The 22505-nt window shown below is 33.3% G+C and carries 23 protein-coding genes; all 23 read left to right on the plus strand.

Going from position 1 to position 22505, the window contains the following annotated elements; all coding sequences use genetic code 11:
• The first annotated feature begins 10 nt into the window (after positions 1 to 10).
• A complete protein-coding gene (locus tag I6L50_RS06135) occupies positions 11 to 145 on the plus strand; it encodes a hypothetical protein (protein WP_002016211.1) in 135 nt (44 codons plus the stop codon).
• A 309-nt stretch (positions 146 to 454) separates the two neighbouring features.
• A complete protein-coding gene (gene spoIIID, locus I6L50_RS06140; RefSeq protein WP_002089714.1) occupies positions 455 to 727 on the plus strand; it encodes a sporulation transcriptional regulator SpoIIID in 273 nt (90 codons plus the stop codon).
• A gap of 161 nt (positions 728 to 888) precedes the next feature.
• On the plus strand, positions 889 to 1890 hold the full coding sequence (gene mreB / locus I6L50_RS06145; RefSeq protein ID WP_002130035.1) for a rod shape-determining protein: 1002 nt from the start codon (positions 889 to 891) through the stop codon (positions 1888 to 1890).
• Positions 1891 to 2456: 566 nt separating this feature from the next.
• Positions 2457 to 2891 carry a 3-hydroxyacyl-ACP dehydratase FabZ gene (fabZ, locus tag I6L50_RS06150; RefSeq protein ID WP_113936205.1) on the plus strand — a complete coding sequence of 145 codons (435 nt, stop codon included), beginning with the start codon at positions 2457 to 2459 and terminating at the stop codon, positions 2889 to 2891.
• A gap of 368 nt (positions 2892 to 3259) precedes the next feature.
• On the plus strand, positions 3260 to 3937 hold the full coding sequence (locus tag I6L50_RS06155; RefSeq protein ID WP_219300856.1) for a CpsD/CapB family tyrosine-protein kinase: 678 nt from the start codon (positions 3260 to 3262) through the stop codon (positions 3935 to 3937).
• 260 nt (positions 3938 to 4197) lie between these two features.
• Positions 4198 to 4941 carry a YveK family protein gene (locus I6L50_RS06160; protein WP_219300858.1) on the plus strand — a complete coding sequence of 248 codons (744 nt, stop codon included), beginning with the start codon at positions 4198 to 4200 and terminating at the stop codon, positions 4939 to 4941.
• On the plus strand, positions 4931 to 5635 hold the full coding sequence (locus I6L50_RS06165) for a CpsD/CapB family tyrosine-protein kinase (protein WP_113936208.1): 705 nt from the start codon (positions 4931 to 4933) through the stop codon (positions 5633 to 5635). The genes I6L50_RS06160 and I6L50_RS06165 overlap by 11 nt, the downstream gene beginning before the upstream one ends.
• 109 nt (positions 5636 to 5744) lie before the next feature.
• Positions 5745 to 6512 carry a tyrosine-protein phosphatase gene (locus I6L50_RS06170; protein ID WP_219300859.1) on the plus strand — a complete coding sequence of 256 codons (768 nt, stop codon included), beginning with the start codon at positions 5745 to 5747 and terminating at the stop codon, positions 6510 to 6512.
• A gap of 239 nt (positions 6513 to 6751) precedes the next feature.
• Positions 6752 to 7633 (plus strand): UTP--glucose-1-phosphate uridylyltransferase BpsC, encoded by an 882-nt coding sequence (gene bpsC, locus I6L50_RS06175; protein ID WP_219300861.1) that lies wholly within the window; start codon positions 6752 to 6754, stop codon positions 7631 to 7633.
• A 19-nt stretch (positions 7634 to 7652) separates the two neighbouring features.
• Positions 7653 to 8333: a sugar transferase gene (locus I6L50_RS06180; protein ID WP_219300863.1), complete on the plus strand. Its 681-nt coding sequence runs from the start codon at positions 7653 to 7655 to the stop codon at positions 8331 to 8333.
• Between the two features lie 30 nt (positions 8334 to 8363).
• A complete protein-coding gene (wecC, locus tag I6L50_RS06185) occupies positions 8364 to 9605 on the plus strand; it encodes a UDP-N-acetyl-D-mannosamine dehydrogenase (RefSeq protein ID WP_219300865.1) in 1242 nt (413 codons plus the stop codon).
• A gap of 77 nt (positions 9606 to 9682) precedes the next feature.
• Positions 9683 to 10999 carry an oligosaccharide flippase family protein gene (locus tag I6L50_RS06190; protein WP_219300867.1) on the plus strand — a complete coding sequence of 439 codons (1317 nt, stop codon included), beginning with the start codon at positions 9683 to 9685 and terminating at the stop codon, positions 10997 to 10999.
• 30 nt (positions 11000 to 11029) lie between these two features.
• Positions 11030 to 12412: an O-antigen ligase family protein gene (locus tag I6L50_RS06195; RefSeq protein WP_219300869.1), complete on the plus strand. Its 1383-nt coding sequence runs from the start codon at positions 11030 to 11032 to the stop codon at positions 12410 to 12412.
• 30 nt (positions 12413 to 12442) lie between these two features.
• Positions 12443 to 13732: a glycosyltransferase gene (locus I6L50_RS06200; RefSeq protein WP_219300871.1), complete on the plus strand. Its 1290-nt coding sequence runs from the start codon at positions 12443 to 12445 to the stop codon at positions 13730 to 13732.
• A 41-nt stretch (positions 13733 to 13773) separates the two neighbouring features.
• The gene (locus tag I6L50_RS06205; RefSeq protein WP_219300873.1) at positions 13774 to 14703 is read left to right on the plus strand and encodes a glycosyltransferase family 2 protein; all 930 of its coding nucleotides are present in this window, start codon (positions 13774 to 13776) and stop codon (positions 14701 to 14703) included.
• On the plus strand, positions 14700 to 15416 hold the full coding sequence (locus I6L50_RS06210; RefSeq protein WP_219300875.1) for an acyltransferase: 717 nt from the start codon (positions 14700 to 14702) through the stop codon (positions 15414 to 15416). Before I6L50_RS06205 ends, I6L50_RS06210 begins: the two co-directional genes overlap by 4 nt.
• Positions 15413 to 16804 (plus strand): glycosyltransferase, encoded by a 1392-nt coding sequence (locus I6L50_RS06215; RefSeq protein WP_219300877.1) that lies wholly within the window; start codon positions 15413 to 15415, stop codon positions 16802 to 16804. The genes I6L50_RS06210 and I6L50_RS06215 overlap by 4 nt, the downstream gene beginning before the upstream one ends.
• The gene (cps2T, locus tag I6L50_RS06220; protein WP_219300879.1) at positions 16805 to 17962 is read left to right on the plus strand and encodes a beta 1-4 rhamnosyltransferase Cps2T; all 1158 of its coding nucleotides are present in this window, start codon (positions 16805 to 16807) and stop codon (positions 17960 to 17962) included. It abuts the gene before it with no gap.
• A gap of 78 nt (positions 17963 to 18040) precedes the next feature.
• Positions 18041 to 18934, plus strand: a complete 894-nt coding sequence (gene rfbA / locus I6L50_RS06225; RefSeq protein ID WP_219300881.1) for a glucose-1-phosphate thymidylyltransferase RfbA — start codon at positions 18041 to 18043, stop codon at positions 18932 to 18934.
• Positions 18935 to 18947: 13 nt separating this feature from the next.
• Entirely contained in the window at positions 18948 to 19505 is a 558-nt protein-coding gene (rfbC, locus tag I6L50_RS06230; RefSeq protein ID WP_219300883.1) for a dTDP-4-dehydrorhamnose 3,5-epimerase, read from the plus strand.
• 11 nt (positions 19506 to 19516) lie between these two features.
• On the plus strand, positions 19517 to 20536 hold the full coding sequence (gene rfbB / locus I6L50_RS06235) for a dTDP-glucose 4,6-dehydratase (protein WP_219300885.1): 1020 nt from the start codon (positions 19517 to 19519) through the stop codon (positions 20534 to 20536).
• 3 nt (positions 20537 to 20539) lie between these two features.
• Complete coding sequence (gene rfbD, locus I6L50_RS06240) at positions 20540 to 21379, plus strand: dTDP-4-dehydrorhamnose reductase (RefSeq protein ID WP_219300887.1); 840 nt, start codon at positions 20540 to 20542, stop codon at positions 21377 to 21379.
• 115 nt (positions 21380 to 21494) lie between these two features.
• Positions 21495 to 22409 carry a polyisoprenyl-teichoic acid--peptidoglycan teichoic acid transferase TagU gene (gene tagU / locus I6L50_RS06245; protein WP_219300889.1) on the plus strand — a complete coding sequence of 305 codons (915 nt, stop codon included), beginning with the start codon at positions 21495 to 21497 and terminating at the stop codon, positions 22407 to 22409.
• The last annotated feature ends 96 nt before the right edge of the window (positions 22410 to 22505 follow it).

The following is a 22505-nucleotide window of genomic DNA, read 5'->3' on the forward strand; positions in this document are numbered from 1 at the left end:
AGGGGATACTGTGTCATTTTTATCTGTTCTGTCGATTGCTATCATTTTATTGTTTGTTTTATTCGCTTTATATTATTATATTGCCGGTAAGAAAGAAGTTCCCCACCATCAGTTATTAGAAGAAGAATATGAAAGAGAAGAGTGACACCTTTTATAAAGAGGTGTCACTTTTTTTCGCCATAATTGTCATCGTTAACGTATTTCTCACAAAAAAACGTAATTTTTCTTAACTTAGTCCGCAAAAATAGTGAACATGTAGCATATATCAGTAGTGCGGGCAATACAATGGTATAAACCAATGCAAAGAGAGTGTTTGAGGTGAGAAATCGTGAATCATTTCATTATAAATCCAAGAATGTTTAACGCTTACAAACAGCACTCACATTTACTTCATAGTCGTATGCAGCGAGTCTCATTTCACACTTCTCACATCCAATTTAGGGAGGCGAGTGGTGTGCACGATTACATCAAAGAGAGAACTATCAAGATTGGCAAGTATATCGTGGAGACAAGAAAGACAGTGCGTGTAATCGCAAAGGAGTTTGGGGTATCAAAGAGTACAGTCCATAAAGATTTAACAGAACGTTTGCCAGAAATTAATCCAGAGCTGGCAAATGAAGTGAAAGAAATTCTTGATTATCATAAGTCTATTCGTCATTTAAGAGGTGGAGAAGCAACAAAGCAAAAGTATCGAAAAGAAGATACAGAAAACCCTGTGCGCCAATAAATCTAAAATAGCAAACATTCCTTGTGAATTCGGTAATATTTTTCAGAAGAATTCTTTTTGCGAATATTACGTTTCTGTTAAATTTATGATAAAATCAGAAATTAGGTGTAAAAGAATTCGGGTGTAACCTGATTTTGAATATCGAGGAGGAAATGACGGGAATGTTTGCGCGAGATATCGGAATTGACCTAGGTACGGCTAACGTATTAATTCATGTTAAAGGTAAGGGTATTGTATTAAATGAGCCATCTGTTGTGGCAATTGATCGTAATAGTGGAAAAGTATTAGCAGTAGGTGAAGAAGCAAGAAGTATGGTGGGACGTACACCTGGTAATATTGTAGCAATTCGTCCACTTAAAGATGGTGTAATCGCAGATTTCGAAATTACAGAAGCAATGTTAAAGTATTTCATTAACAAATTGGACGTGAAGAGCTTCTTTTCAAAACCTCGCATTTTAATTTGCTGTCCAACAAATATCACATCTGTAGAACAAAAAGCAATTCGTGAGGCTGCTGAACGTTCAGGTGGTAAAACAGTATTTTTAGAAGAAGAACCAAAAGTAGCCGCAGTTGGTGCTGGTATGGAAATCTTCCAGCCAAGCGGAAACATGGTTGTTGATATTGGTGGAGGTACAACAGATATTGCCGTACTTTCTATGGGTGATATTGTTACCTCTTCCTCTATCAAAATGGCTGGCGATAAGTTTGATATGGAAATCTTAAACTACGTTAAACGTAAGTATAAGCTATTAATTGGAGAACGTACTTCAGAAAATATTAAAATTAAAGTTGGTACAGTATTCCCAGGTGCACGTAGTGAAGAGCTTGAAATTCGCGGACGTGACATGGTAACAGGTTTACCACGTACAATTACAGTATGCTCTGAAGAGATTACAGAAGCACTAAAAGAAGACGCAGCTATCATTGTACAAGCTGCAAAAGGCGTACTAGAGCGCACACCACCAGAACTATCTGCGGACATTATCGACCGCGGTGTTATTCTAACAGGCGGTGGAGCTTTATTACACGGTATCGACATGCTTCTAGCAGAAGAATTAAAGGTACCAGTATTAATCGCTGAAAACCCAATGCAATGTGTTGCTATTGGTACAGGTATTATGTTAGAGAATATTGATAAACTACCAAGACGTGCTTTGAAATAAAGTGAAAAAGAGCTAAGGGAAAACCTTAGTTCTTTTTTTTTATTTTTTTAATTCTAGTTTTTTACGAAAACGGAAGAAAAATAGAGAAAAACAAAGGAATAGGGCGATATATTCATATATATAGTTAAATTTAATGTTTTCTTATTTGAAAACGTATGTAATATAATGATTCGGAATACGACATTAAGGCAAAGAATGTTTAAATACATATTGCCTTTCCCTAATTTGGGCATACACTCTTTTCTACCTCCGTGTCAGTTGCTGGGAAGTGCAACTATTTTAATGGAATAGAGTGTATGCATTTTTTTATAATAGGAAGTAAAGTAGTACTTTACCCCGCTATTTGCCGGGCAGTAAGATTCCCACCTCAAAATTCGGCAAATGCAAGGGAGTTAGTTGGGAGTCGGGCTGCCCGTAAAAGCCCGATTGGTGTGGGCTAATAATCAGTGGGGGATGGCCCCCCACTGATTAAAGTTTCACTTTATAATGACAAATAATAAACAAAATGGGATAATAACAATATGTCCAAGTGGTAAGACCAATATTGCAAAAGGGGCGATTGTTACATGCTAAATATAGAACAAATTAAAGAAATCATTCCACACCGCTATCCATTTTTACTTGTTGATAAAATATTAGAAGTGGATGAGGGAAAAAGAGCGGTTGGAATTAAAAATGTATCTGCAAACGAGGAGTTCTTTAATGGGCACTTCCCAGATTATGCAGTTATGCCTGGTGTACTTATTGTAGAAGCATTAGCGCAAGTTGGTGCAGTTGCTGTATTAAAGAAAGAAGAAAACCGCGGGAGACTTGCTTTCTTCGCAGGCATCGACAACTGCCGCTTCAAAAAACAAGTGCGCCCAGGTGATCAACTTCGTTTAGAAGTAGAAATGACGCGCATACGTGGCCCAATCGGAAAAGGAAAAGCAATCGCAACAGTGGATGGTGAAGTTGCGTGTGAAGCTGAAATTACATTTGCAATTGGTGATAAAAAAGAATAGAGAGTAATTAAAAAAATCCTTCTGTATATTACAGAAGGATTTTTTTAATTACTATATTTTTTGTTTGAAATATTAAAATGCAGAGTAATCAGAATTTTAATTGTAAATGAATGGGAGTTTGTATATAATGACGCTATAAATATCTTGGAATCAAGATGAATGATAGCGCGATAAAGATAGAGATGCCGTTGTCACATTATGGAGGTTATAAGATAGGACAAAGGTTATTATGATTCGTTATGATGAACTGTAGAGGAAAGTAATGGGGAAATTTAACGGTAGAAGTAAATGAAAAATAGGCGTAGCATATCGAGCATAAAAGAGAAAAAGGGGAAAATGTCGTATTTTGAAAAAGAGGAGATCATAACATGTTCGGGAGAAAGAAAAGAAAGCCATTAAAACAATTAATTACACATAAAGAGCCTAAATCACGTATTACAGAACAATACCGTAACATTCGTACGAACATTGAATTTACATCTGTAGATAACCATATTCGTTCTATTATTGTCACTTCAGCAGATCCAGGAGACGGGAAAACAACGACTATTTCTAATCTAGCAGTTGTTTTCGGTCAACAAGGGAAAAAAGTATTGTTAATTGGGGCGGACTTACGTAAGCCGACAATTCAAAACTTATTTGCGATTCATAATTCAAATGGATTAACGAACTTATTATCAGGACAAGCGAAACTAATGCAATGCATCCAAAAAACAGATATAGAGAACGTATATGTAATGGCATCAGGCCCTATACCGCCAAACCCAGCTGAACTATTAGGGAGCCGGGCTATGGACGAGGCGTTGCTCGAAGCATATAACATGTTCGATATTATTTTAATCGATACCCCACCTGTCCTTGCGGTAACCGATGCACAAATACTTGCGAACAAATGTGATGGAATCGTACTTGTTGTACGTAGTGAAAAAACAGAAAAAGATGAGATCGTAAAAGCGAAACAAATATTAGATAAAGCATCTGGCAAAATACTCGGTGTCGTTTTAAACGATAAAAAGGAAGAAAAAGAGCAGTATGGTTATTACTAAAATATAAAAAGCCAACAAAATTTTTGTTGGCTTTTTATTGTTTTCTGAAAATTCTTTATCAAGTTACACAGCATGAAAAACATGATAAAATAAAAAATTTGGAAAATGATTGGAATGTGTTGTCATATTTAAGATTATTTTGTAAGATTAAACTTGTTTCTTGTGAACGAATATAGAACTGAATTATTAAAAATGAAAAATGTAAGATTTATATGTTATAATTTTTCCTATGTGTAAATTTTAGAAAGTTGGAGGAACTTATGGAAGAAACAATTAGTCTAAAAGAGTTATTTCATATCTTAAAAAAACGTTTAGCAATGATCCTCGTAATCGCCTTTGGTGCAGCTATAGTAAGTGCTATCATTAGCTTCTTCTTTATGACACCAATCTATCAATCTTCAACGCAAATTCTTGTGAATCAGAAGAAGCAAGAAGGAGCAGCAATTCAGTACAATGAGGTACAAACAAATATTCAATTAACGAATACATATAAGGTTATTATTAAAAGTCCAGTAATCTTAGAGCAAGTGAATGAAAAATTAAATTTAAATATGGCAGCGCAAGCTTTAACAGGAAAGATTAATGTTGCGAATGAAAAAGATTCACAAGTCATTTCTGTAACAGCTGAGGATAAAGACCCGAAGCTAGCTCGTGATATTGCAAATGCAACTGCAGATGTATTTAAAGATGAAGTTGCTAAAATTATGAATGTTGATAACGTAACGGTATTATCAAAAGCAGAAGTTGCGGAAAATCAATCTCCGATTAAGCCAGTTCCTATGCTTAATGTAGCAATAGCTTTTGTTGTTGGTTTAATGGCTGCAGTTGGTCTTGCATTCTTACTAGAATACTTAGATAACACAGTGAAAAAAGAAGAAGATGTAGAAAACTTACTTGGCTTACCAGTGTTAGGTATTGTTGCTCGTATGGATGAAGAAACAATGAACGTGAAATCGCATGCTCCATCATCAAGAAAAGTGAGGGGACAGACAATTGGTTCTTAATAGTTTATTTAAAAAGAAAAAAAATCATCGTCAACGTCGTCAACTGATTGCTCATCAACAACCGAAATCACCAATTTCAGAACAATATCGTAATATTCGAACGAATATTGAGTTTGCGTCTGTTGATACAAACTTACATTCGCTAATGGTAACGTCTGCTAACCCGAGTGAAGGGAAAACGACGACAACAGCGAATATGGCAGTTGTTTTTGCTCAACAAGGAAAGAAAGTATTATTAATTGATGCAGATATGCGTAAACCAGCGATGCATCAAATGTTCCAAGTAGACAATATTGTCGGATTAACGAATGTATTAACGCATAGTCAACGTTTAGAGAAGTGTATACAAACGACAAATGTAGATAATTTACACTTTTTAGCGTGCGGCCCAATCCCACCAAATCCAGCGGAATTATTAGGTTCGAAATCGATGCAAGAGCTTCTTGCTCAAGCATATAGTATGTACGATTTAGTTATTTTTGATTTACCACCAATATTAGCTGTAACAGACGCGCAAATTATGGCAAATGTATGTGATGCATCTATTCTTGTCGTTCGTAGTGAATCGACAGAAAAGGAAACAGCGGTAAAAGCAAAAGGATTATTAGAATCTGCAAAAGGTAAATTGTTAGGTGTTGTTCTGAATGACCGTGAACGTGAGCAAGGCTTATATTATTACTACGGTGCGAACTAATTAAAAAGTGAGATATGGCAAGAACATATCTCCTTTTTTCCTTTGAATATGAGATATACCTCATATTCAAAGGAAAAAAGATTTCTATACGAGGGGGCGGATGAGAAGCATGATTGATTTACATTGTCACATTTTACATGGCATCGATGATGGTGCGCAAACAGTAACAGATAGTTTAGCGATGGCACAAAAGGCTGTCCAAGAAGGGATTCATACAATCGTTGCCACACCACATCATCAAAATGGAAAATATGTAAACGAACGTACGTCTATTATTCATCAAGTGAAACAATTAAATGATGAACTACAACAAAATGAAATTCCACTCAAAATTTTACCGGGGCAAGAGGTCAGATTATATGGTGACTTACTTGAAGACTATGAGGCTGGTAAAATCGTTACTTTAAACGAAACGAATAAATACATATTAATTGAATTCCCATCTAATCATGTACCTCGTTATGCAGAACAACTATTATATGAACTACGTGTTAAAGGAATGATTCCAATTATCGTTCATCCAGAACGCAATGCCGAGTTAATCGAGCGGCCAGATAAGTTATACAGCCTTGTAAGTAAAGGTGCATTAACACAAGTGACGGCAGGAAGTTTGCTAGGGAAATTCGGCAAAAAGATAAAAAAATTCTCACTACAACTTGTTGAACATAATTTAACACATATGATCGCCTCAGATGCACATAACACAACATTAAGAGGATTTCATCTAGCGGAAAGTTACGAATTAATCGAAAAAGAATTTGGAATGAATGTTATGAATGATTTAAAAGAAAATCCGTATTTATTAATTAGCGGAAAAGCAATTTATAAAGAAGATCCAGAACAAATTCGTCGTAAAAAATTGTTTGGTATTTTCTAAATAAGGAATTGGTGATGTCTCCTAACCGTTATCAACGGGGGCACTCGGTCGTGCTGTGGGTAGAAATTACATTTCAACCTACCTTAGACGCTTGTCGTCGGGAGTATGATGTGAGGATGGGTTAGATGCCCATACTTTTATTTCTATTAGAAACTCTACCTATGGAGTTATAAAAATGACTCTATAGGTAGGGTTTTTATTATTGTTACATATAAATAAACAGATGTAGGGGGCTAGATTTGAAAAAAGTAAGAAAAGCGATTATTCCAGCTGCTGGTCTTGGGACAAGGTTTTTACCAGCAACGAAAGCAATGCCGAAAGAAATGTTACCTATCGTCGATAAACCGACAATTCAATACATAGTAGAAGAAGCGATAGAATCAGGAATTGAAGACATTATTATTGTTACTGGAAAAGGAAAGCGAGCAATTGAAGATCACTTCGATCATTCCTTCGAATTAGAACAAAACCTTTTAGAAAAAGGGAAATATGAAATGCTTGAAAAAGTACAAGCTTCTTCAAAGATTAATATTCATTACATAAGGCAAAAAGAACCAAAGGGGCTTGGGCATGCGGTATGGTGTGCGCGTAAATTTATTGGGAATGAACCGTTTGCGGTATTACTTGGTGATGATATTGTCCAAGCAGACACACCATGTTTGCGCCAACTAATGGACCAATATGAAGGTACGCAGTCGTCAGTTATTGGTGTACAAATGGTGCCAGAGAATGAGACACATCGCTATGGTATTATCGATCCAATTGAGCAAAATGGCCGCAATTATCAAGTGCGTCAATTTGTAGAGAAGCCAGCAGAAGGTACAGCACCATCTAATCTAGCAATTATGGGACGTTACGTATTAACACCAGAAATTTTTATGTTTCTTGAGAATCAACAAACAGGTGCAGGTGGAGAAATTCAATTAACAGATGCGATTCAGCGTTTAAATGAAATTCAGAGAGTGTTTGCATATGACTTTGAAGGAACTCGTTATGATGTTGGGGAAAAGTTTGGGTTTATTAAGACGACGATTGAAATGGCGCTTCAAAATGAAGAACTGAAAGAAGAGTTGATGAGTTATATGAATGAACTTGTACAAAAGGAAAATGTACATGTATAAAAAGTGAGGTGGGATAGCAGTGGCCTTAATGAAAGTATCAGAGGAGACTGTAAAGAAACAAGAATTACTTGCTGCTGAAGAGGTAAATCAAAAATGGTTGTATTTATTTATGAAACGCTTAATGGATGTAGTAGGGGCATTATGTGGTCTTATTTTCCTTTCACCTGTTTTTCTTATCGTTGCACTACTCATTAAGTTAGAAGATCCAAAAGGTCCAATCTTATTCAAGCAAACCCGAGTGGGGAAAAATGAACAAGCATTTGGTATGTATAAATTCCGTTCCATGGTCACTGATGCAGAAGAGAAGTTGAAGGATTTATTACAACATAATGAAGTATCGGGTGCAATGTTTAAAATGAAAAATGATCCTCGTGTTACAAAAATCGGTAAATTCATCCGTAAAACAAGTATTGATGAGTTACCACAGTTATTGAATGTGTTAAAAGGTGAAATGAGTTTAGTGGGACCGCGTCCACCACTTCTGCGAGAAGTAAAGGAATATACGCAATACGATAAACAACGACTACTTGTTACACCGGGCTGTGCAGGACTTTGGCAAGTGACCGAAAGAAATAGTGTTGGATTCAAAGAAATGGTTGAATTAGACTTAGAATATATAAATAAACGAAGCATAATATATGATTTGAAAATTATATTTAAAACAATTCAAATTATGATTAAATCTAATGGAGCATCTTAGTAGTTAATTTACGGAAAGAGGTTGAAAGAGATGGATAAAAAGATTTGTGTAATGGGACTTGGTTATATTGGTTTACCTACTGCTAGTTTACTAGCGACAAAAGGGTTTCAAGTACATGGTGTTGATGTAAATGAAAATGCGGTTGAAATGATTAATAGTGGAAAAGTACATATTTATGAACCGGATTTAGATATTTTAGTAAAAGCAGCGGTGCAAAGTGGGAAATTAAAGGCATCATTACAGCCTGAAGAAGCAGACATTTTTATTTTGGCAGTGCCAACGCCATTTAAAGATGGACATAAACCAGATTTAGCATATGTAGAGGCTGCTGCGAAAACAATTGCTCCTGTTATAAAAAATGGGGATATTATTATTCTTGAATCTACAAGTCCAATTGGTACAACTGAAAAAGTTGCAGAATGGATTTTAGAAGAACGATCAGATTTAACAACTTCTGAGGAAATGCATAGTGAAAAGGGTAGAATTTATGTGTCGCATTGTCCAGAACGTGTATTACCAGGGCAAATTTTAAAGGAATTAGTAGAAAATGATCGTATTATTGGTGGGTTAGACAAGGAATCTACAAAACGTACGGTAGAATTTTATAAACAATTCGTAAAAGGAAAAATTTTGGATACAAATGCAAGAACAGCAGAGATGGCAAAGTTAACAGAGAATTCATTCCGTGATGTAAATATTGCTTTTGCAAACGAACTATCGTTAATATGTGATAAGTTAAATATTAATGTTTGGGAATTAATCCGTCTTGCAAACCGCCATCCGCGTGTGAATATTTTACAACCAGGGCCAGGTGTTGGTGGTCATTGTATCGCTGTGGATCCTTGGTTTATTGTAGATGCTGCTCCAGAAGAAGCAAAATTAATTCACACTGCAAGAAATGTTAATGACTATAAACCGATGTATGTTGTTGAGAAGGTAAAAGAGAAGGCAGATCGTTTTAAAAATCCAGTAATTGCTTGTTTAGGATTAGCGTTTAAGGCAAATATAGATGACTTACGTGAGAGTCCAGCGCTAGAAATTGTGAAGAAATTAGCGAGCTTAAATATTGGTGAAGTGATTGCGGTGGAACCACACGTAAATGAATTGCCGAACTCCTTAAAAGATAAGGGAGTTACACTTCTTTCAGTTGAGGATGCTGTAGTGAAATCAGATATTATTTTAGTGTTAGTAGATCATGAAATTTTTGGCTCAATTGACTTTGATCAATTGAAAGAAAAGGTTGTTATAGATACAAAAGGATTTATAAAATAATAGTAAAAAAGGTTCTTTTTGGCATATCTTGTTAAAAGGAACCTTTTTAATTTTATACAGTTTAGGTTGGTAAAATTATGAAAGAAAAAATTATTGAAAAAGGTATAAATATCAAAAGTAGCCTTATAACAATCTTAAAAAAGGGCGCTAAAGTAGGCTTTTTCCATTTATTATCTGCAAATATATTACTTCAGATTGCTGGATTTGGTGGACAAATTTTCTTGACTAGGGTTCTATCAGTAGAAGATATAGGAAGAATTAGGGTATTACAGTCTTTCTTAAGTATATTATTAATGTTAGCCACGGTAGGAATGAACACCACTATTTTAAAATTATGCTCTGAAGATATAACTCAAAAAGAAAAATATAGAATTTTAAAAATGTCAATTTTTCTGAGTGTAATAGTTTCTTTTGGGGTTATGGGAATCACCTTTATAGCCGCAGTATGTAGCGTCTTATCGAATGATGAAATAATAAATGAGCAAATGCTCATTTATATTTTGCAACTCCCGTTTTTAGTGCTAAATAGTCTAGGGATGGCCTATCTACAATCCCAGCAGAAAATAAAGACTATGTCTAATCTACAAAGTTTTACAAAAATATTTGTTTTAATAGTTAGTACGGTGTGTGCATTTACTTTTGGATTAATGGGATATATTTCAGGCCTAGTAATAGCGACGAGTATTACATCAAGCTTATTGTTTTATCTTCTTAAAGATGACCTTAAGCAACTATTGTTTTTGAAATTGGAAAAAAAATATTTTTATCAGATACTAAGATTTAGTGGGTATACGTTTGGAACAGGATTGCTATGGCAGGTCATCCTTTCTTCAGGAGTTATAATAGCTAATTATATTACTCAAGATCGTCAGCAAATAGCATACTATGGAAATGCTCAGCTCATTGTTAATACCCTTATGATGATCCCTATAACCCTAAATCAGATTATGATTCCATATATATCTAAAAAATCAAATAATTTACAAGAGGTTAAAAATATTGCCTTAAAATATCAGTTAAGGATGTTTCTATTAATGGTGATAGTTGGTGCAGTATCTTATTACCTAATCCCAATTATAATTCCTTTGGCATTTGGAGAGGCTTATGTAGGGTCAATTCCATATTTTAAAATATTATTATTAGGGCTGGTTTTTTGGAGCATGTACTCTCCTAAGAATAATATCCTATATAGTATAGGGAAAGTAAATTATACATTCTATGCAAACTTTATTACGTGTATATTAAACGTTGTATTTAACATAGTATTGCTTAATGTTTATGGAGTCATAGGAATTGCATTTGGTAGCACCCTTACATTTTGCGTAGCGATAGCTATAAATCATTTTTATTATCAACGAGCATTGAAGGGTAGTAATGAAAAAGTTAGTATGTAAAAATGATTTTTTAAGGAGGAATAACGGACTGTGGCAGCAAGAGATTTGGGTGTAATTTCGTATTTGTTAATTATTATGTTTAGCATTACAGTCGCAATTATGACAAATAAATTAGTGCTAATGATATTACCTATTTTAGGAGTAGTCGCAATTTATTTGTTTTTTAATATGCGGAAATTAATTTATTTATTAGTACTTTTTATGCCTTGTATTGAGGTTTTAAATCAATATGGGGTAGGATTTAATATAGGTAGTTTTCAATTAATGGCGAATTCGCTAGTATCTAGTTTCTTTATAATGGTAGCATTTTTATATTTATTTAAGAAGAATTTTGAAGTTAAAATATATAGAAGTTTATTTTTGACAATTCTAGTTTATATCTCATTAGGTATGATCTCTACTATAGTTGCTACAGAGAAAGTAGTTAGTTTGAAAGAAGAAATTAAATTAATATTTTATTTTTTATTGGTTCTAGTAATTCCCTTTGTAATAAATAGTGAATCGGATAAAAAGAAGGTAACAGAGCTATTTATAGCTGCTTCTATAATCCCCATATTAATAGGGGCCATACAATTTTTAACTAATAGTTCACCAATTGAAACTTATTTAGATGGAAGAACTGTAATTAGGATTACTGGTGGTTTTACACATTCTAATCACTTTGCATACTATATTTCATTGGTAGGTATTGTGTTGTTTACTCAGATCCTTTCTAGCGAAAAGATTGTTTATTATAAAAGTAAACTTATTTTATTTATAATAATAGCCTTAGAATTGTTCGCAACTTATTCGAGGACAGCCTTAATTATGTACGCATTAATATTGATTGGAATTCTTTTCTCTAGAAAAATGAGTAAACTGCTAATTTCTTTACCCTTTATACTTATGGGACTTGTTTTAATGGTTAATTTTGGAGGAGAAGGTTCGAATCTAATCGAGGAAAGATTTAATGGAGTATTAGACATATTTACTAATGCTACTTATGTACAAGATGCAATGAATAATAATTATTCGGATTCATTTGGTTGGAGGATTTATCTTTGGTCAAGGGTAGTAGCTCTCTTATTTGAGAATAGTATTATATTTGGATTTGGACTCCAAAATTTTACTACTGTTGCAAATCAAGCAATAGGTATCTATATAGATGCCCATAATACTTTTATTAAGGTTCTAATTGAAATGGGTATTTTGGGATTTCTTGCTTTTATGGCTTTTATTGTGCAAATGTTCATTATGTATTTTAAGAGCAAAAAGAAAAATTTGGATTTCCACATCTCTTATTCAATTTATGTATATTGCTATCTGATTTTAGTTAGTTTTGTTGATCCAGTTTTTAGTCATAATGTAATAGGATTTTATATTTGGTTTTTTGTAGGTGTTCAAAGTATATTACCAAAGGGAAAGTTAGAATAATCTTATTATCTGTTCGCATAGGAGAGAATTATGAAAACAAACAAAAAGTTATTAATATTATCAAATTATTTCCCGCCACAAGTGGAAATAGCGGCTATTAGGATTAAATCTATAATTAAGTATTTAAATAAATTAGATTGGGAAGTATTTTGTTTAAATACAGTAGAGGAAAGTAAAGGGTATCAAGGTCAAGGAGTTAAATCAGAGAATATTATTGTGAGTGAGAACTATTTACATAAACTAAGGAAGAATTTTAAAAAGGAAAATAGCAACTTTTTAAGTACCGTTGAAGAAAAAAAGAATGATCAAATTAGTCTCACATCTAAATTGAAAATTTATATTAAATTAGCGTATCAAACTGTAGCCTTATTTCTTTGGGTAATATCTTCATATATTAAAGTGCGTAAGAAAATAAAACAAAATAAAATAGGAAGTATTTTGTGTACGGTTCCTAGTATAGATATGTTGGTGTTGGGGGCATTTATAAAAAAACGTCATCCCGAAATAGAGTTAATTGAAGAAATTAGAGATGTTATTTTTTGTAACCAAATCTATAAAAAAGAACTTACAGATTTAGAACAAAGGTTTTATTACTATTTAGAAAAAAATTGTGTTAAACGTGTAGAAAAATTTGTTTTTCTAACAGAAAATATCAAAAAAAATTACGTGGAGGAATTTAACATAGATACTCCCCACGTGGTAATTACTAATGGATTTGATGAAGAGATTTACACAGATATAGAGTATTCTAAGAAAGAAAAATGTGTTATTTCCCATTTTGGTAGCTTTTATGGTAGCAGGAATCCAATAGAGTTTATAAAAGCTGTAGGAGAATTGATTAATAAAGAAAAATTTGATATCCATGTTAATTTAGTTGGTAAATTTCAAGATAAAAATATAGAGAAACAGGCCATAGGGCTAATCGAAGAATTCAATTTAGTAAATAATTTTACTATCATTTCATCTTTAGAACACGAGAAAGTCATATTACTAGAGCAAACTTCAGATCTAAATTTAATAATTACACATACTAATGGTGAAAGTAATTATGCTTTACCCGGAAAAGTTTTTGAATATATAGGTGCACAAAGGCCTATCTTCTGTATTAGTAGTGATTCATTGTTATGTGATATGATTCATGAATATAAATTGGGTTATTTAGTAAAGAGTAACGAAGAAGCTTGCATAGTAAAGGAACTAAAAAGAATTTATGAAGACTGGGATTCTAATAATTTAGATACCAGTTTTAATAAGAATGGTTTTGGGAAGTTTAGCCGCAGGGAATTAACAAAAAAATTGAATGATTTTTTAATTTTATAGCTATATTAAAATGTTATTTATAGGTAAATTGAGGTGTATTGATGGATAAGTTATCCGTAATAATTTGTACATATAATAGAGGAGATGTAATAGGGGATTGTTTAGAAAGCCTATTACAAAATAATGTAGAGCAGGAATTTTTTGAAATTTTAATTGTAGATAATAATTCAAAGGATAATACTAAAGAGATCGTAAATGAGTTTTGTAAAAAAAATTCTAATATAAGGTATGTAAAGGAAGAGAAAGTCGGGTTATCTCATGCTAGAAATAAAGGGATAATTGAAGCGAATGGAACAATATTAGCCTTTATTGATGATGATGTAGAAGTTAGTAAAGAGTATATCGATTCTATTATAAAATTTTTTGATGAGCACCCAGAGGAAGTGTGTGCAGGTGGGAAAATAATCCCAGTATGGCATTTTCAAAAACCGGATTGGTTTGTAGGGGATTTTGCCTCGATTATCGGGGAAACTAAATATGGTGAGGAAACATGTGTATTAAAAACGAGAGAATATCCACTTGGGGGGAATATGATTTTTAAGAAAGAAATTTTTAATGAAATTGGATATTTTAATACAAATTTAGGCATTCAAGGGGATACACTTTATTTAGGTGAAGAGGTTGATATATGCGATCGTGTTTTAAGATTAGAGAAAAAGATATACTATTTACCACAAGCTTATGTTTACCACAAGGTTCACGAAAATAAAGTTGATAAGAAATATATATTAAACAGATTAAAGCTTGAAGGCGAATCAGTCGCCCATTGGCATTTTGATACGAAAACAAGATTTCAAATGTTGATTCAATATGTTATTCGTATGGGGATATTAATATTAAGAGATTATCCAGCTCTAATGATTAGTAAATCAAAAAATAGTCATGTGTTTTGGAAAGAATGTAAAGTAGCAAGAACGAGGGCGTATGTTAAAAAAGCAAGGATGTTATTTTCACAAGGGAGAAATAAATGATTTCTTTTTTTAATAAGGTTATAACTAAGATTAAGGGTAAAGAATATAAATTAGATAGTAATATCGGTGTAATAAATATATTAGAAATTATTTATCATAGAATGATTAGTTTATGTAGAGGATACTATAGGAAGATTGGATTAAGAGGGTGTGGAAGAATTTTATTTGTTGGTCGGAGAGTTCAATTAAAGAATAAGAATTTAATTGAATTTGGGAGTGGTGTCACATTAGAAGACTATGTACTTTTAGATGGTCTATCTAAAAATGGGCTTAAAATAGGTAATAATGTAAAAATAGGTTCACACTCCATAGTTGCTTGTTCAGGAAGTTTAAAGAATTTAGGTAAAGGGCTAATAATCGGTGATGATAGTGGTATTGGAGATTTTAGTTTCTTTGGAGCAGCTGGTGGTATAAAGATAGGCAGTAATGTAATTATGGGACAAAATGTGAGATTTCATTCCGAAAATCATAACTTTGATAGAATAGATATTCCAATTAAAGAGCAAGGGGTTACGAATAAAGGAATAGCTGTTGGAAATGATTGTTGGATAGGGTCCGGGGCAGTTTTTTTAGATGGAGTAGAAGTTGGTGAGGGGTGTGTTATAGGCGCAAATACGCTGGTAAATAAAAATATTCCAGCATATAGCGTTGCCGTCGGAAATCCAGTGAAAATCGTTAAAAGTCGTCTTGAAATGAGGGGAAGAACAAATTGAAAATATTGCATATCTCACTGGGTTTACCACCATATCGTACAGGTGGTTTAACAAAGTACTCGACAGATTTAATGCTTGAGCAATCTAGTGAGCATAAAGTATTTCTTTTATACCCTGGAAAATTCACTATTTCTCAAAAAGTGGCTATTAAAAAAAATCAAGCATGTGAAGGTATAGGGGTTTACGAATTAGTAAACCCTTTACCTATTTCTTTGCTAAGTGGTATCAATCAACCGCAGTTATTTATGAAGGAAATAGATAAAAGTACTTATGTAGATTTTTTAAAACAGATAGGCCCGGATGTTATTCATGTGCATACTTTAATGGGAATTCATAAAGAACTTTTTGAAGTAGCAAAAGAGTTATCTATAAAAATAGTATTTACTACACATGATTATTTTGGTCTTTGTCCTAAAGTAAATTTAATGGATGCAAAAGGACAGATCTGTAATGATTTTGATTTGGGCCGTGGTTGCCTGTCATGTAATGCTAATGCTTTAAGCATGCCAATGATGTATGCTATGCAATCTTATCCATATCGCTATTTAAAAGATAGCAGAATTGTAAAGGTACTAAGAAGATTGAAAAAGAATCGAACTAAAAAGAATATAGAGATATCTCATATCACAGATGAGGTGAAAAAATCGGATGACAGTCTGGCAATTCAATATGTAGAATTACGTGAGTATTATTTAGACATATTGAAATTGGTAGACTACTTTCATTTCAATAGTTCCGTTGCAAAAGAGCAGTTCGAAAGCTTTTTAGATGTAAAAGGAAAAGTGATTTCCATTAGTCATAAAGATATTTATGATCATCGCCAAGAGCGTTTATATAGAAAGAAAAATAACTCAATTTTAAGATGTGGATATTTGGGTCCTGTAGACGCATATAAAGGTTTTTATGCTTTAAAAGATACATTGGACCTTTTAAATGAAAATGGATATGAAAATTGGCATTTAAATGTATATGGTGATTTTATAAATGATCCAGAAACCTATAATCCAAAGAATTATACTTTTCATGGGCGATATGAGTACAGTCAACTAAAAGAAATGTTTAGTGGAATTGATTTGTTAATTGTCCCGAGCATTTGGAAGGAAACATTTGGGTTTATTGGCCTAGAGGCTCAATCTTATGGTGTTCCTATCATGCTTTCCGAACATGTCGGATTTAAGGACTTAATAGAAGATGGAGAAACTGGATTTATTTATAAGGCTGATGGAAATGATTTTGCGAATAAATTGTCTTTAATATTGGACAATCCCGCGGTATTAGAGAAAATAAATGAAAATATATCAAAAATGAAATTTCCTTACATCATGGAACAACATACTAATGAAATAATAAACCTATATCAAGAGGTAAGAGCAGGAGTAGAAGAATAAATGAGGCATGTATTTATAATTGGATCCAAAGGGATTCCCGCAAAATATGGTGGATTCGAAACATTTGTAGAATACTTAACAGCTCGAAAGCAAAGTGAAGATATGCAGTATCACGTATCTTGCCTAGCTAATAATAATGATGAGTTCAAGCATAATAATGCAAGATGCTTTAATGTAAAAACACCTGAAATCGGTAGTGCTAAAGCAGTAGCGTACGATATTTTGAGTTTAAAAGAGTGCATCCGTTACATTAAAAGAAATAATCTTACAAATTGCATTGTCTACGTGCTTGCTTGTCGTATTGGTCCATTCTTTTCTTTCTATAAAAATAAGCTAGAAAAAATGGGTGTAAAAGTATTTGTAAATCCAGATGGACATGAGTGGAAAAGAAGTAAATGGAGCCCTGCTATCAGAACATATTGGAAAATATCCGAGAAGTTAATGGTTAAAAATGCAGATTTATTAGTATGCGATTCCAAAGGAATTGAGTCATATATTAAAACAGATTATAAACAATATAACCCTAAGACGGCATTTATTGCTTATGGTGCGGATGTTACGTCATCATCTTTAAAAGACAATGATGTAAAATTAAATGAATGGTATAAGAAATATGATATAAATACTAATGAATATTATTTGGTAGTTGGTCGTTTTGTTCCAGAGAATAACTATGAATTAATGGTTCGTGAATTTATGAAATCAGATTCTACAAAAGACTTTGTTATTATCTCTAACGTTGAACAAAATCAATTTTATCAAGACTTATTGACAAAGACGAATTTTGATAAGGATCCTCGTGTTAAGTTTGTTGGAACTGTATATGATCAAGAATTATTGAAGAAAGTTCGTGAAAATGCATTTGCATATTTCCATGGGCATGAAGTAGGTGGAACGAATCCATCATTATTAGAAGCATTGGCTTCTACAAAATTAAATATGCTTCTAGATGTGGTGTTTAATAAAGAGGTTGGGGAAGAAGGAGCTGTTTATTTCTCTAAAGAAGGTGGCTCTTTAGCTAACTTAATTCATGAAGTTGAGCGATATTCACAAGAACAAATTAATGAATTGAGTAGTAAGGCGAAAGATAGAATTATCTATGAATACTCATGGGAGAAAATTGTAAATGATTATGAATCTTTATTTTTAAAGTCATAACAAAAATTAGAAGGGGGATGAATCTAGACAGATTTATTCCCTATTTCTATGATATATATAAAGGAGTGCGAGTAATTTATGAAAGGTATTATTCTAGCTGGAGGTAGTGGAACACGCTTATATCCACTTACACAAGCGGTATCAAAACAATTGTTACCTGTATATGATAAGCCAATGATTTATTATCCATTATCAGTATTAATGCTTGCTGGTATTCAAGAAATTTTAATTATCTCTACACCACAGGATACACCTCGTTTTAAAGAGTTATTGGGAGATGGTTCACAGTTTGGGATAAAACTTGAATATGCTGTGCAGCCTTCTCCAGATGGTTTAGCTCAGGCATTTATTATTGGAGAAGAGTTCATTGGTAATGATTCTGTAGCTCTTGTTCTTGGTGATAATTTATTCTATGGACACGGTTTAACAAAATTATTACAAAACGCCGTAGAACGTCAAGAAGGGGCAACTGTCTTTGGATATTATGTAAATGATCCAGAACGTTTTGGAGTTGTGGAGTTTGATGAAGATGGAAAGGCTATTTCTATTGAAGAGAAACCTCAAAATCCAAAATCACATTATGCTGTAACAGGTTTATATTTCTATGATAATCGTGTTATAGAGATTGCGAAGAATATTAAACCATCATCTCGTGGTGAATTGGAAATTACGGATATAAATAAGGTTTATTTACAATTACAAGAGTTGCATGTTGAAATTCTTGGACGTGGCTTCTCTTGGTTAGACTCTGGTACGCACGAGTCCTTACTAGAGGCATCTCAATTTATTGAAACAATTGAAAAACGTCAAAGTTTAAAAGTAGCTTGTTTAGAGGAAATAGCCTTTAGAAAAGGATATATTACACGTGAGCAGCTATTAGACTTAGCGGAGCCGATGAAAAAAAATCAATACGGTCAATATTTAATTCGATTGGCAGAACAAAGTAAACAAAAACAACCAATTTATCAATAAGGGAGTACGTATAATGAATATTGTTGAAACTAAGATTCCGGATGTAGTTATTTTAGAGCCTAAAGTATTTGGAGATCATCGTGGATATTTTATGGAAAGTTATAATAAAGATGTGTTTGATAAACTTGGTTTGGAGTATGAATTCATTCAGGATAATCAATCTTTATCAGTACCAGCCGGAACATTACGTGGATTACATTTTCAGTTAAATCCTAAAGCACAGACAAAGATAGTACGCTGTATTACAGGTGCTATTTATGATGTAGCTGTTGATATTCGTAAAGGCTCACCTACATATGGTCAATGGATTGGTGTTATTTTAAGTGAACATAATAAGCGCCAATTAGTTGTGCCAAAAGGATTTGCGCATGGATTTTGTACATTAGTACCGAATTCAACAGTGGCGTATAAAGTAGATGAATACTATTCTCCTGATCATGATGCAGGTATTCTATGGAATGACCCAGCATTAGGAATCGATTGGCCGGTAAGTGAACCGATTCTTTCAGAAAAGGATACTAAACATCCACTATTAGAAGAAGCAAATATTAATTTTGTGTACGAGAAATAAGGAGGAATAACATGAAGTTATTAGTAACAGGTGGCGCAGGGTTTATTGGAAGTAACTTTGTTCGATATATGGTGAAGAAGTATCCTGAATACAATATTGTAAACTTAGATGCGTTAACATATGCAGGTAATTTAGAAAACCTAAAAGATATTGAGGGATTATCTAATTATAAATTTGTCAAAGGTGATATAGCAGATCGTCAGTTTATTAATCAATTATTTAAAGAGGAAAAGTTTGATTATGTATTAAACTTTGCAGCAGAATCGCATGTTGATAGAAGTATTACAAATCCTGATATCTTTATTCAAACGAATATTCAAGGTACACAAGTATTACTAGATGCTGCTAAAAATGCAGAAGTAAAAAAATACTTACAAGTTTCAACAGATGAGGTATACGGAACTTTAGGCGAAACTGGTTACTTTACGGAAGAAACACCCTTAGCATCAAATAGCCCATATAGTTCAAGTAAAGCTGGTGCAGACCTATTAGTTCGCGCCTATCATGAAACGTTTGGATTGCCTGTAAATATTACGCGTTGTTCAAATAATTACGGACCTTTCCACTTCCCAGAGAAGTTAATTCCTCTAATGATTATTAACGCGTTGAATGATAAGCAATTACCTGTATATGGAGATGGTTTAAATGTACGTGATTGGTTACATGTGGAAGATCATTGTCAGGCAATCGATTTAGTACTTCATAAAGGAAAAAATGGTGAAGTGTACAATGTTGGCGGAAATAATGAACGTACAAACATTGAAATCGTAAAAACAATCTTAAAAGCATTGGATAAACCAGAATCTCTAATTAAGTATGTTACAGATCGCCCAGGTCATGATCGTCGTTACGCAATTGATGCGACAAAACTTCGTGAAGAATTAGGTTGGTCACCAAAGTATAACTTTGATACAGGCATTGAACAAACTATTAAATGGTATTTAGAAAATCAAGATTGGTGGAAAAATATTATTTCTGGAGAATACCAAGAATACTTCAAGAATCAATATGATAATAGATTAGAGGTATAAAATATGAAAGTATTGGTAACAGGAGCTAAAGGACAGTTAGGGCAGGATGTAGTAAATTTATTAGAAGAACAGACATGGGAAGTCTTTGGGCTCGGCAGAGAAGAGTTAAATATTACAGATGAAAAACAAGTAAGCGAAAAAGTATTATTAATTCAGCCGGATATTATTATTCACACGGCAGCATATACACAAGTAGATCAAGCGGAAAGCGATGAAGAAGCTGCTTTTAATGTCAATGCCGAAGGAACGAAATATTTAGCGAAAGCTGCTGAAGCAGTGGGGGCAAAGTTTTGTTATGTAAGTACTGATTACGTTTTTGATGGAACAAAAAATGAACCATATAAAGCGGATGATCAAACTAATCCTCAGACTGTATACGGTAAATCGAAATTGGTTGGAGAACAGTATACACAAGAGTATTGTTCAAAAAATTATATTGTTAGGACTTCTTGGGTATTTGGTTTATATGGTAATAATTTCGTGAAGACGATGCTACGTTTGGCAGAGGAGAAGAAAGAATTAGGGATTGTTCATGACCAAGTGGGTTCACCAACTTATACAACTGACTTAGCGAGATTTATTATTAATCTTGTACAAACTAATAAATATGGGATATACCATGGTTCTAATTCAGGGGTGTGTTCGTGGTATGAGTTTGCAAAAGAGATATTCGAACAATCTAATATTGAAATAATGGTTAATCCGCTAACGACAGAAGATTTTCCAAGGCCTGCTGCACGCCCTAAATATTCGGTGCTAGATAAAGGGATGATTGAACAAAATGGATTTGAATCGTTCCAAGATTGGAAAAAAGCGTTAAAAGATTTTCTTAAGAATTTGTAAGATGGTGGGGGAATTAGTGATTTACAAATGATTTGTAAATCTGTATAGTTTTATATGGAATAATACCTGATAAAAATAAAGTTATTTAATTTGTTACTTGAAAGAAGGAAAAACGATGAAGAAAAAGATTCTATTTTGGATTCTAGGTATCATTGGTGTTCTTGTTGTTGCTGGTGGTGTATATGCATATACTATTTACTCTAATGTATCTAATACGTTAAATACAGTGCATAAGCCTTTGGATCGTGATAAGTCTGACAAACGAGATAAGAAAGCAGAGATTGCGGATAATAAACCTATATCTATTTTATTGATGGGTGTAGATCAAGAAGATAATGGAACAGGTAGATCCGATTCACTTATGTTATTTACCTTAAACCCAAAAACAAAATCTATGAAAATTACGAGTATCCCACGAGACTCTTATACGGAGATTGTAGGGAAAGGTAAAAAAGATAAGATCAACCATGCCTATGCTTTTGGTGGCATTGATATGGCTGTAAAAACAGTAGAGAATTTTCTTAATGTACCAGTCGATCATTACATTGAAGTAAATATGGCTGGATTTAGAGATATTGTAGATGCTGTTGGTGGTGTTGATGTAAATAACGATTTGGAGTTTACATCAAGGGATCAACATTTTGCTAAAGGTAATATCCATTTAAATGGTGAAACAGCATTAAAGTATACTCGTATGCGTTACGAAGATCCACGCGGTGACTTCGGTCGTCAAATGCGCCAACGTCAAGTTATCCAGGCAGTAATTAAAAAAGGTGCAAGCGTATCGTCACTAGCAAGCTATGGTGACGTACTAAAAGCAATTGAGAAAAACGTTAAAACAAGTTTAACACAAGATCAAATGTTTGATATTCAAAAGAACTATAAAGATTGTATGGAGAACAGTGAAGAAATTCAAATCCCAGGTGACGGTCATAAAGCCGCTGATGGTATTTGGTACTACTATGTTCCAGATGCAGCAAAACAAGATATAACGAACAAGTTAAAAGCACATCTTGAATTGACTAAGTAATATGTATTGAACCCAACTCCTTTGGAAGGAGTTGGGTTTATTTTTGCGTAGGTTTATATTAGTATTATATATTGTGAGATTAATAGATGAGGTGAA

The sequence above is a fragment of the Bacillus sp. FDAARGOS_1420 genome, from assembly GCF_019344915.1.
Classification (GTDB): domain Bacteria; phylum Bacillota; class Bacilli; order Bacillales; family Bacillaceae_G; genus Bacillus_A; species Bacillus_A mycoides.

Coding starts and splice junctions, on each gene's coding strand:
- mreB (WP_002130035.1), top strand. CDS start 889: ATGTTTGCGCGAGATATCGGAATTGACCTAGGTACGGCTAACGTATTA.
- fabZ (WP_113936205.1), top strand. CDS start 2,457: ATGCTAAATATAGAACAAATTAAAGAAATCATTCCACACCGCTATCCA.
- I6L50_RS06155 (WP_219300856.1), top strand. CDS start 3,260: ATGTTCGGGAGAAAGAAAAGAAAGCCATTAAAACAATTAATTACACAT.
- I6L50_RS06160 (WP_219300858.1), top strand. CDS start 4,198: ATGGAAGAAACAATTAGTCTAAAAGAGTTATTTCATATCTTAAAAAAA.
- I6L50_RS06170 (WP_219300859.1), top strand. CDS start 5,745: ATGATTGATTTACATTGTCACATTTTACATGGCATCGATGATGGTGCG.
- wecC (WP_219300865.1), top strand. CDS start 8,364: ATGGATAAAAAGATTTGTGTAATGGGACTTGGTTATATTGGTTTACCT.
- I6L50_RS06190 (WP_219300867.1), top strand. CDS start 9,683: ATGAAAGAAAAAATTATTGAAAAAGGTATAAATATCAAAAGTAGCCTT.
- I6L50_RS06200 (WP_219300871.1), top strand. CDS start 12,443: ATGAAAACAAACAAAAAGTTATTAATATTATCAAATTATTTCCCGCCA.
- I6L50_RS06205 (WP_219300873.1), top strand. CDS start 13,774: ATGGATAAGTTATCCGTAATAATTTGTACATATAATAGAGGAGATGTA.
- I6L50_RS06210 (WP_219300875.1), top strand. CDS start 14,700: ATGATTTCTTTTTTTAATAAGGTTATAACTAAGATTAAGGGTAAAGAA.
- cps2T (WP_219300879.1), top strand. CDS start 16,805: ATGAGGCATGTATTTATAATTGGATCCAAAGGGATTCCCGCAAAATAT.
- rfbA (WP_219300881.1), top strand. CDS start 18,041: ATGAAAGGTATTATTCTAGCTGGAGGTAGTGGAACACGCTTATATCCA.
- rfbC (WP_219300883.1), top strand. CDS start 18,948: ATGAATATTGTTGAAACTAAGATTCCGGATGTAGTTATTTTAGAGCCT.
- rfbB (WP_219300885.1), top strand. CDS start 19,517: ATGAAGTTATTAGTAACAGGTGGCGCAGGGTTTATTGGAAGTAACTTT.
- rfbD (WP_219300887.1), top strand. CDS start 20,540: ATGAAAGTATTGGTAACAGGAGCTAAAGGACAGTTAGGGCAGGATGTA.
- tagU (WP_219300889.1), top strand. CDS start 21,495: ATGAAGAAAAAGATTCTATTTTGGATTCTAGGTATCATTGGTGTTCTT.